8 protein-coding genes are annotated in these 10729 nt (G+C 62.3%); all 8 read right to left on the minus strand.

The features are described from left to right. Nucleotides 1-31: 31 nt before the first annotated feature. Nucleotides 32-1480: an efflux transporter outer membrane subunit gene (locus A7D21_RS28065; protein ID WP_069553221.1), complete on the minus strand. Its 1449-nt coding sequence runs from the start codon at nt 1478-1480 to the stop codon at nt 32-34. Next, a complete protein-coding gene (locus tag A7D21_RS28070; protein ID WP_069553222.1) occupies nt 1477-2385 on the minus strand; it encodes an efflux RND transporter periplasmic adaptor subunit in 909 nt (302 codons plus the stop codon). The genes A7D21_RS28065 and A7D21_RS28070 overlap by 4 nt, the downstream gene beginning before the upstream one ends. Further along, nucleotides 2382-2591, minus strand: a complete 210-nt coding sequence (locus A7D21_RS28075) for a DUF1656 domain-containing protein (RefSeq protein WP_016969155.1) — start codon at nt 2589-2591, stop codon at nt 2382-2384. Before A7D21_RS28075 ends, A7D21_RS28070 begins: the two co-directional genes overlap by 4 nt. Further along, nucleotides 2588-4666, minus strand: a complete 2079-nt coding sequence (locus A7D21_RS28080; protein WP_053253741.1) for an FUSC family protein — start codon at nt 4664-4666, stop codon at nt 2588-2590. The genes A7D21_RS28075 and A7D21_RS28080 overlap by 4 nt, the downstream gene beginning before the upstream one ends. Beyond that, nucleotides 4663-5082 (minus strand): MarR family winged helix-turn-helix transcriptional regulator, encoded by a 420-nt coding sequence (locus A7D21_RS28085; RefSeq protein ID WP_053253740.1) that lies wholly within the window; start codon nt 5080-5082, stop codon nt 4663-4665. Before A7D21_RS28085 ends, A7D21_RS28080 begins: the two co-directional genes overlap by 4 nt. A gap of 290 nt (nt 5083-5372) precedes the next feature. Continuing rightward, entirely contained in the window at nt 5373-5618 is a 246-nt protein-coding gene (locus A7D21_RS28090; RefSeq protein ID WP_069553223.1) for a DUF2789 domain-containing protein, read from the minus strand. A 90-nt stretch (nt 5619-5708) separates the two neighbouring features. Next, nucleotides 5709-7223, minus strand: coding sequence for a TolC family protein (locus tag A7D21_RS28095; protein ID WP_069553224.1), 1515 nt, complete (start codon nt 7221-7223; stop codon nt 5709-5711). A 41-nt stretch (nt 7224-7264) separates the two neighbouring features. Further along, nucleotides 7265-10729, minus strand: a 3465-nt coding sequence (locus tag A7D21_RS35945; protein ID WP_256556599.1) for an Ig-like domain-containing protein, incomplete at its 5' end; no start/stop codon positions are given.

Here is a 10729-nt window from a genome sequence, read left to right on the forward strand (position 1 = left end):
GCGACTCACCAGTCAAAGCATAGCTTTTAGCTCAGGGTTTGCCGGATTGTGACGCTTGCGTTCGTCCGCTTTCCCAACCACCGCCCAACGCCAGGAACAGATCGATCTGGCTCATGGCAACCTGGGTGTTCGCCGCGGCCAGTTGCGCGCGCACATCCGTGTAGGTGCGGGTGGCTTGCAGGTCGGCCAGGAACGACGCACGGCCGGCCTGGAAGAAGCGGTGCGTCTGCTCCGATGCTTCTCTGGCGGACTCGCCGGCATCGGCCAGCGCATCACGGCGTTGCAACTGTGCGGTGTATTGCGCAAGGCCGGTCTGGGTTTCGCGAATGGCGTTAAGCACCACGCCGTCGAAGTGTGCCAGGGCGCCCTGGGTCGCGGCTTCAGCTTCGTGGATTCGCGCACGCGCACCGTTGGTCGGCACAGACCAACTGATCAGCGGGCCAAAGCCCCATCGGTTAGTGGCCGGCGTGCCGAGGTCATCGAGAAGACCGACGGTGCCTACCGTGGCCCCAATGCTGATGTCCGGGTACAACGCGCCGGTGGCCACGCCGATACGCGCAGTGGCAGCGGCCAGTTGGCGTTCGGCCTGGCGCACGTCCGGGCGGCGTTTGAGCAACGCGGCGCCGTCGCCCACCGGCAGCAGTTGGGCGATGTGCGGCAGCTCGGCGCAGGTGTTGGTGCCCGCTGGCAACTGGTCCACCGGCTTGGCGAGCAGCATCGACAAACGGAACAGGCCCGCCTGGCGCGACGCTTCATAGCGCGGCATGTCGGCGCGCAAGGATTTGTATTGGGTCTGCGAGCGGGTCACCTGGGTTTCATCACCGCGCCCGGCGTCGCGCAGGCGCTGGGTCAGCTTAGTACTCTGGCCTTGCAGGTCGAGGGATTGGTTGGCAATCGCCAGCTCTTCGTTGGCGGCGCACACTTGGGTATAGGAACGCACCACGTCCGCCACCAGGGTGATTCGCGCGACATCGGCAGCCGCCTGCGCCGCGTCGGCGCTGGCCTGGGCGCTTTCAATGCCGCGTTGCAAGGTGCCGAACAGATCGAACTGATACGAGGTGCTGATCCCGACGCTGCCGATATTCCCTACCGGGACTTTTTCCGTCAGCAAAAAGGCCTCACCGGATTCCTGCAGGCGCTGGGCTTCGGCCTTGACCCCGGCGTTCCAACCCCCGGCGGATTCAGCCTGTTGCGTCTGGTAGCGGGCGCGTTGCAGGTTGGCCGCAGCCACACGCAGGTCGGTGTTGGAGGCCATGGCCTGGCGCACCAGCTCATCCAGACGCGGGTCTTTGTAGAGTTTCCACCAGTGCGCCGGCACCGGCGCCGACACGACGTTGCTGCCTTCACCCGCGATCTGCCCTTGCAGGTCGCCCCGGTTGATCGCCGCCGTGTGCGGCAATTTGTAGTCCGGGCCTACCACCTGGCACGCCGACAGCAGCACACCCAAGCCGGCCGTGGCCAGCAACGCCGCCGGTTTCATGGCTGTTCTCCCTGCTGCGCGCGGTCTTTGGTAGCGCCCCGGTCATCGATGATCGACACCGTGGCCGTGCGCCCGGCGATCATGCGAAAGTCAGCCGGCACATCATCAAAGGCGATTCGCACCGGAATCCGCTGGGCCAGGCGCACCCAACTGAACGCCGGGTTGACGTTGGGCAGCAGGTTGGAGCCGCTGGTGCGGTCACGGTCTTCAATACCGGCGACGATGCTCTGCACATGGCCGTGCAGGCGGGTGTTGTCGCCGATCACGCGGATATCCACCGGCATGCCGACGTGAATGCCGTCCAGCTTGGTCTCTTCGAAATAGCCGTCGATGTGGAAGGAGTTGCTGTCCACCACCGAGAGCACCGGGCGCCCGGCCGTGACGAACTCCTGCGCACGCGGCGCACGGTCGTTGACGTAGCCATCGACGGGGCTGCGGATCACCGAGCGGTCGAGGTTGAGTTGGGCCGCGTCCACAGTCACTTGCGCCTCGGCCAGGGCCGATTGGGCGCGAGCCACGCGGGACTGGCTTTCCTCCAGTTGCTCACTCGGCACCAAATTGCCGAGGCCACGGTTACGTTTGTATTCGCGCTGGGCCTGGGCCAAGGTTTCCTGGCGGTCAGCCACGGCGGCCTGGGCTTGGCGCAGGGCCAGCTTGAAGCGGTCCTGGTCAACGGCAAACAGCACCTGACCCTTGGCTACCAATTGGTTGTCGCGCACGTCCACTTGCTGGATCAACCCGGACACGTCCGGGGCGATCTGCACGATGTCGGCACGGATATGCCCGTCACGGGTCCAGGGCGCAAACATGTAGTACATGACCATGCGCCACACAACGACGACCGCAAACGTCACGATCAACAGCGTGAGAACGACACGGCCGATGGTCAAAAAAGGTTTTTTCATGTCATCAGGTATCGACTGAGTGAGTCCACCGCGCCCAGCAACAACGCGTAGAGCCCCACATTGAACAATGCCCGGTGCCAGACCAGGCGATAGAAGTGAATGCGCGTCAACAGCCCGTGCACCACCAGAAACAACACATAGGTAATGCCCATCAGCACCAGCAGCGTGGGCAGGAATACCCCGCTGATATCCAGATCACCGATCATAAAGGCGCTCCATCAGGTAACGGCGCTTCCCGCTCGGTGCCGTCAATAAATTCCACGCCAGGCAGCAACGACAGGCGCAGACCCGCCAATGCGTGCAACAGATGCAGGCGGGTGTCTTCTTCGTTTTGCAGGCCCTGGCCATTGAGGGCGCGGCGTGTGCGGTCGAGGGTCATCAGCAGACCACCGGGCGCGGGCAAGCGTTCACCCGCCTTGAGGCAGGCCTTGAAGTAACCGCCCACGCCTTCGACCACCTGGTTGAGCAATACCCGTGGCACGCCATAGATGCGTGGCGAATAGGCCAGCAGGTCGAGCAGGTTCAGCGCCACACGCAAATCGCGCAGGGCACTGCCGGTGTCCTGGCCGATGAGGGCCAGGCGCGGCAGGTGCTGCATCAGGCGGTCAAGCATTTGCACAGCCATGTGGCGGTGTTCGGCCAGGGTTGCGGGCTCGGTCAGGCTGACAATGTCGCGCCAGCTGAAACGGGTCAGGCGCTTGGCTGCCAGTTCGGCGCCGAACGGCCGTGCGACCAGCGTCCACACAAAGGCAAACAACAGGCCCACCGGCCCGGCCAGGTTGACGTTGGCGAAGTTCAGGAAGTCCGCGTCGTAGGCGCCCTGGATGCTGATGAACGACGAGGTGTTGACCAGCGTCAGCAGCATGCCGAGGTAGAAACGCGGCTGCACCGTGAGCGTGCCGATGCAGATGAACGGCACCGCAAACGCCAGCACCAGCATCGGGAAATCGTGCAGGTTGGGCAGCACCAGAAACAGGTACAAGCTGGCGAACAGCACCGACATCGCGGTCCAGAAAAAGAACCGGTAGATCTGCGGTGCCGGGTCGTCCATCGAGGCGAAAAAGCTGCACGCCACGGCGGCCAGAATCACTGCGCTGCCGCCATCGGTCCAGCCCAGCAAGATCCACAGCACCGAGGCGACGATGATCGCGGTGACCGTGGAAAACGCGGAATAGAACATCAGCCCACGGTCGAGGAACGGCGTCAGCCGGCCCAGGCGCCAATGGCGGTAGACGGCGCGCCAGGTGTCCTGGCTTTCGCACTGGATGGCGGCTTGCAGGCTGCGACAGTCTTGCCACAGATCGACCCATTCGCCGAGGCGATAAAGGGCGTTGGAGTACAGCAGCGTGTGGCGGTCGTCCAGTGCTTCGCCGCGGGGTTGGGCGGCGTCGATCTTGTCGCGCAGCACGCGCCAGCGCTCCAGGGGCGCTTGCTCGGTGGTGCTCTCCAGCCAGGCGTTGGCTTCTTGCAGCAACGGCGTGAACCGGTCGAGAAACTCCGGGGCGCGGTGTTCAATGGCGTAGATCGCATCGTCCAGGGCATCGATCACCGGCAGCAGGTGAATCATGCGCCCGCGCAGTTCCTTGGTGTTGCGCACCGTCTGCGGCCGTGCGCCCTCGTGGGGCAACTGGCCGATCATCAATTCCAGGGTGTTGAAGGTGGCGACCATGCCGCCGCGCAAGGTGCTGATTTCTTCGGGCGCAACGTTACGGGTCAGAAAACGCTGGCTGTAGACCTGGGCATCGGCAAACCACTTGGCCACCGAGCCGTCGAACACCGGCATCAGGCGCCGCGGCCAGAACATTGCGCCGACTACGGCGGCCACCGCGATGCCGAGGAAAATCTCTTCGGTACGCGCCTCGGCCACATCCCACACCGCCAGCGGGTTATCCACCACCGGCAAGGCGATCAGCGGCAAGGTGTAGCCGGCCAACATCAACGCGTAGTTGTTCGCGGTGCGCAGGTGCATGGACAGGAACAGCAAAATGCCCGTCCACAACGCAATCACCACCACCAGCACATACGGCGACTGCACAAACATCGGCACAAAAATCACCGCCGCTGCGGCGCCCATAAAGGTGCCGATCGCGCGATACAACGCCTTGGAGCTGGTAGGGCCGACAAACGGGCTGGAGACGATATACACGGTGGCCATCGCCCAATACGGACGCGGCATCTGCATGAGCATGGCGATGTACAGGGCGATCATCGACGCCGCAAACGTACGCACACCATAGAACCAGTCGCGGGCCGGCGGGAAGCCGGTAAAAAATCCGTTCAAGGCGTTGCAACCTCAGCCGCTTCAAACGCGCGCAGTACGCGCAGCGCAGCTTCAAGGTCGCTGTGGGCGATATCTGCCAACACGTCCTTACGCAAACGCACCAGTTGCACTTCCACCGCCTGCACCAGCTCACGGCCGCGCTCGGTAAGGCTCAAGGCCTTGGCGCGGCGGTCGTGCACGTCTTCGGTACGGCACACGTAACCGCCACTGCAGAGTTGGTCGAGCAGGCGCACCAGCGACGGGCTTTCCATCCCGGACGCCTGGGCGACTTTGACCTGGTGCACACCGTCGCCCAAGCGGCCGATCATCAAGAGCGGCACCGCGCAGGCTTCGGAAATACCGTAGCTCACCAGCGTGGTCTGGCAGATTTTGCGCCAGTTACGGGCGCCCACCACCATGCTGCTGCTGAGGTTCATCTGGAGTTGTTCGAGGGTTTGAGGCACTGGATTGTTCGCATACAGTTAGTTTGCTAACTATCAATATGGTGGATGGAACCAGAGCAGTCAAGTTTTGAAACAAATTTGCGGATGGGTGGCCGGAAGTGAAGATAAGTAAAGCGGGTTTGAGCGCGAGCGTGGGTTTTTCAGCACCAGGATTGCGAGGTCTGCCACACCGACGAGTCCCCGTGGGAGCGGGCTGGCCCGTGATGACGGCGGTTCAGTCGATGCAGATGTCGACTGTCACTGCGCTATCGCGGGCACGGTTTTTATAGCCCGCGCCCCTTACGCAGCAACACATTCAACTCATCCACCACCTCTGCCCAATCCGCGTCGTCCAGAATTTCCTCGCGTAAAAACGCCTTCTGGCTGTCCGTCCAAAAGAACGCATCCGCCAGATGCAACTCCGGCTTGAGCGGCGAATGCACGGCCACAAACTGCTCAATGCTGACCGGGTCGTCCGGCAGCCCAAGCTGTTTGAACAGTGACGGCAGGTTGTGCACAGGCGATTGCATGGCGAACTCCTGGGAAGACGTTTCCCAACAGTCTAGTCCACGCGCCCGCCAGACTGACGACGAGTGAGGCCCGTCGTCAGTGCTGCCAGGTTATTTGGCGACCGCGCGCGGTGCAGGCGTGCTGATGTTGCCGGCCGCCCATGCCGATTCGCGGCTCGCCAACGCCGTGGCGATGGCTTGCACGCGGTCGGAATCCAACTGCTCGGGCAGCGGGTCGAGACCCGCGCTGGCGAAGATCTGGCCGTAGGCGTTGCGCAGGTCGGCGTAGGCCAGGTCGCGGCGCAGGTCGGCTTGCAGCGTATTGAGTTCGCCCTGGATCAGGTCAAGTTCGCCGAGGCCAGCGGCTTCGTGACGGTTGCGCAACTGGGTGAGGATCTGCCCGTCGATGTTGGCCAATTGGTCGTTGGTCCTGAACTGCCGCACGGCGTCCTGGTAGTTGGCGTTGGCCACGTAGATTTGTGCCAGCACGGCGATGGACATCGCCTGGCGGCGTGCGGTGGCGACTTCCTCACCGGCCTTGGCAACGTCGATGGCAGCGGGTGCGGAAATCACGTTGAACAGGTTCCAGGTGATCTTGGCGCCGTAGTCGGCCCAACGGTTGTCGGTCAGGAACGAGTTGCTGTCGTAGTGCCCGCCGGCCGAGAACTCCAGGCCCGGCAACAGGCGCAGCATGGCTTTGCGGGTCTCGGCGGCGCTGATGCGGGTCTGGTAGTCCTGCTCGCGTAATTCCGGGCGGTTGGCCAGGGCTTCCTGTTCCAGGCTGGCCAGGTTGACCTTGAGCTCGGGCACGCTGTAGTTGTCCGGCGTGGCCAGCTTGAGGTCGGTGCCCATGGGCAGGTTGATCAGGGTTGCGAGCTCAGTCTTGGCCAGGGACAACGCGCGGCGCTGTTCCTGCAATTGGCGTGTGGCTTCGATCAGCGCGCGCTGGTAACCGAGGGCTTGCACCGGGTCGCCGATGCGCTGCTCGCTCATGCTCTGGCTGTTGGTCTGGGCCTGGTCGACACGCGCCATCAGGCTATCGATCTGGGTCAGTAAACGTTCGGCCGCCACCGCTCGCCAATAGGCCGAGCGCACGTCCTGAACAATGGTGTTGATCACCTTGCGCCGACGTTCCTGGATGATCAGACGCTGGTCGCCTTGCTGCTTGGCGCTGATGTAGCTGACGCCGAAGTCGAGCACGTTCCACACCATGGTCAGGTCGGCCACGCGGCGGTCGCGATCCTGGGAAGTCGACGGTTCCAGGGATTGGGTGCCGGTGCGCACGCTCTGGCTGCTGGAGGCATTGGTGTTGTTGCGCCCGGCGTAACCCGCCGAGAGTGCCATGCGCGGCAGCATGTCAAAACTCGAGAGGTCCGACTGGCGTTTGGCCAGGGCCTCTTCCATCACTTTCAAACGGCCTTCGAGGTTGTATTTGACGGCACGGGCCATGGCCTGGTGCAGCGTCAGCGGGCCGCTCAACGGCTCCTGGTCCTTGTACATGCCTTGCAGATCGCTGCGGGCTCGCTGCTCACTGACACTGCGTTCAATCGGCTCACTGGTGACCGCACAACCGCTGATCGCCAGCGCCAGCAAGCTGGCGCCGAACAACTTATGACGTGTTTTCATCCTTGGACTGCCCCTGTTACCGCGCCTTGAAATAAGTATGTTCAAGCCTGCATTTCGCTGATGCCGACTTGTTGCAGTGTCTGTGCCAGGTCCATCACCTGGCGGTGTTCGATGTCTTTGAGTTGCTGTAATTGCTGGCCGAGCGTCGGCGCTCCAAATACCCCGCGCAGCCCTTGGGCCGGGTCGCCCTGGCCTTTGATCGAGTGGCTGTCGAAAGACTTGAGTGAGCTACCGTCGCCGCCGGTTTCACGGTTAAACAGGCTGGAGAAGGTGCTTGTACCAAACATCCCGCCATCGCCGCCGCCAAACCCGAGGAAGCCCTTGCCGGAACCGTCTCCAACGTTATCGCTGCTGGTGAACACCTGGGCGATAAAGCTTGGGCTGGTGGCGCCGTTGTTGATAAAAATGTCCCCCAGCGGGCGAATACCGTCGCCCAGTACGCGCTGCTCAAACAGCGGCGCGAACGTCAGTGGTGAACCCAGGTTGCCGCTGGGCGGAGCGAAGACCCCCGGTTGCAGCGGCAGGTTCGGTATGTCGGTCACCGGTCTTGCGACAGCGCCGGTGAGGGTCAGAGGGTCGGCCGTGACCGTGACGCTATTAATCGCGTAGGCGTTGGACTGGCTGATGCCTTCGCCGACGTTACCGGCCAGATCACGAATCGTGCTGTTGTCGACCGTGATGATGTTGGCGCTGACATTGACGTTGTTGTTCGGCGTCAGGGTCGCGGTCCAGTAATAGCCGCCCTCGCCACTTTGCAGGTTGGACAGCGTGCCGTTCGGCACTTTCAGGCTGGACAGGTCAAAGCCGCGCACCGGTTCGCTGAACCAGATAAACACCTGGGTGCCCTGCCCGGCCTTGAGCTGGGTGTCCGACACTTCGATGTACACCTGTGGGCCTTGGGTATCGACGGCAAAATAGTTTGAATAGGCATACGTATCGGCTGATGAGTTGCCTGCCGCGTCCGTCACGCCTTGGCCATTGAGCACCAGCGTGCCATACGCATTATCGAGGTGGTCTTTAGGCGTCAGCGTGGCCGTCCAGGTCATGCCGCCATCCAGGCTTTTCAAGTTGCTCAGCACGCCGCTGCCGACACTCAGGTTTTCCAGTTTCAGACCTGAAACGGCCTCATTGAACGTAATCGTGACGTTGGCCGTTTCGCCCGTGGCGAGCACGGCCTTATCAACCACAATCGTGGCAGTGGCCGGGCGGGTATCGACCGCGTAGTTGTTCGACGTACTGGTGCCCAGCCCTGCGTTGCCGCTGAGGTCATGCACTTGGGTATTGTCCAGGCTCACCACATTGCTGGTGTCTTCGATGTAGCGCTGCGGCGTGAGCGTGGCGGTCCAGGTGATGCCGCCGTCCACACTTTTCAGGCCGCTCAACCAGGCGTTCTGCGCCTGTGGGCTGTTGTAGAACTCAACGGCTTCACTGAAGGTAATGGTCACTGTCGCCTGCTCGCTGCCGCCCAGGCTGGTCTTGTCGACCACAATGGTGGAGGTCGGGCGTTGGGTATCGACCGTGTAGTTGCGCGAAGTGGTGATACCGGCGCCGGTGCTGCCGCCGTAGTAGGTCACGCCGGCGTTGTTGAGCCGCACCACATTCTGGGCACTGGTGGTATTGGCAAATGGCGTGAGTGTTGCCTGCCAGCTGATACCACCATCACTGGTGCGCAGGTTGGACAGCACGCCGTTGTCGGCACTGAGGTCGCTCAGGTCAAAGTTGCTGACCGCCTTGTTGAAGTAGATAGACACCGTGCTCGTTGCGCCGACTGCCAAACGCTCGGAGCTCAGGTAAACATTGGAACTCAGCGGTGTGTGGTCGACTGTGTAGGTGATCATTGAGCCGGCATCGAACGCGTAGTTGGTATTGCCGGCCAAGTCTTTGACGTAAGCCAGGGACAAACCAATCAGGTAGCTGCCCGAGGAACCCGCGCCCGGCGTCGGCGTCAGTGTCGCCTGCCAGGTCACGCCACCGTCGAGGCTGTAGAACGGACTCAATGTGGCCGCTTGCAGGTTGACGATTGCGCGGTTGTCGAACCCGGTGACCCGCTCGGAGAAGGTGACGGTGACGGTGGCGGTCTCGCCCGGTTCCAGCAGCTTATCGGACAGCGTCCAGGTCGCCGTGGGTATAACCGTATCGATTGCAAAAACCGGCGACAGCGCATTCACAACGCCTCTATTACCGAAGGCGTTTTGAACGCTGCTGGTGTCCAAGGTGATCACATTGTTGGGGGCCGTCACGTTTGCATTTGGCGTGAACACCGCCGTGTAAAGCGTGTCGCTGTAGCGGGTGAATTGGCTGAACGTGCCATTCGGGGCCTGCAGGCTGCTGAGGTTGAAGCCCTGCACCGCCTCGGAGAAACGCACCGTTACGATCTGTATTTCGTCCTTATTGATAATCGTGTCGTAGATCTCAAGGGTCGCAGTAGGGTGTGAGGTCTGGATGTTGAACGCATTGGAACTGATCCAACCCGAACCGTCGTTGCCTGCAAGATCCCTCACACCGGCGTTGTTCAGCGTAATGATATTGCTGCTGGCCTGAATGCCATCGACGGGTGTGAATAGCCCAGTCCAGGTGCGCCCACCATCGCTGGACGTCATTCTGCTGAGGCTGCCGGCGCCAACGATCAGGTCGCTGTTGTCGAAATCCGTCACAGGCTCCGAGAACGTTACCGTAACGAGGCTGGTGCTGCCGGCAGTGAGGAGCGGGTTGGCAATCACGACGGTGGCAGTCGGCGCCTGGGTGTCGATGCTGTAAGTGTTGGAGTCTGTGGTACCCGTGCCCGCGTTGCCCGCCAGGTCGTTGACGCCCGTGTTGTTCAACGTGATCAGGTTGCGGGTGGCCGTGATACCGGCAGCCGGTGCGAACATTGCGGTCCAGGTGATACCGCCATCGCTGCTGCTGACTGCGCTCAAGGTGCCATTGGCGACCGTCAGGTCGGCGTTGGTGAAACCGGTGACCGCCTCAGAGAAAGTAATGGTCACCAGCGAGGTCTGGCCGACGCCGAGGGCCGCATCCGCGACCACGAGGGTGGCGGTCGGGCGCGCCGTATCGATGGCGTAATTGTTGGAGTTGGTGGTGCCGGCGCCCGCATTACCCGAGGCGTTTTGTACGCCGCTGTTATCCAGCGTGATCAGGTTGGTGGTGTCAGTGATATTGCTGGTCGGCGTGAAAGTCGCCGTCCAGGTAATGCCACCGTCGCTGCTGCTGACCGCACTCAAGGTGCCGTTGGCGATGGTCAGGTCGGCGTTGTTGAAGCCGGTGACCGCTTCGCTGAAGGTGATGGTCACCAGGGATGTCTCGCCGGCGTTAAGGGCGTTATCGGCAACCACGATGCTGGCGGTCGGCAACACCGTATCGATGGTGTAGTTGCCTGAGTTGGTCGTGCCGGTGCCGGCGTTACCCGCAATGTCGCTGATGCCGCTGTTGTTCAAGGTGATCAGGTTGGTGGTGTCCTGGACGCCGACCGTCGGCGTGAAGGTCGCGATCCAGGTGATGCCGCCATC

Source organism: Pseudomonas sp. AP19 (assembly GCF_001728855.1).
GTDB lineage: Bacteria > Pseudomonadota > Gammaproteobacteria > Pseudomonadales > Pseudomonadaceae > Aquipseudomonas > Aquipseudomonas fluorescens.

Bases quoted from the DNA above. Each gene is read 5' to 3' on its own strand.
- A7D21_RS28065 (WP_069553221.1), bottom strand. From the start codon at position 1,480: ATGAAACCGGCGGCGTTGCTGGCCACGGCCGGCTTGGGTGTGCTGCTG.
- A7D21_RS28070 (WP_069553222.1), bottom strand. From the start codon at position 2,385: ATGAAAAAACCTTTTTTGACCATCGGCCGTGTCGTTCTCACGCTGTTG.
- A7D21_RS28075 (WP_016969155.1), bottom strand. From the start codon at position 2,591: ATGATCGGTGATCTGGATATCAGCGGGGTATTCCTGCCCACGCTGCTG.
- A7D21_RS28085 (WP_053253740.1), bottom strand. From the start codon at position 5,082: ATGAACCTCAGCAGCAGCATGGTGGTGGGCGCCCGTAACTGGCGCAAA.
- A7D21_RS28090 (WP_069553223.1), bottom strand. From the start codon at position 5,618: ATGCAATCGCCTGTGCACAACCTGCCGTCACTGTTCAAACAGCTTGGG.
- A7D21_RS28095 (WP_069553224.1), bottom strand. From the start codon at position 7,223: ATGAAAACACGTCATAAGTTGTTCGGCGCCAGCTTGCTGGCGCTGGCG.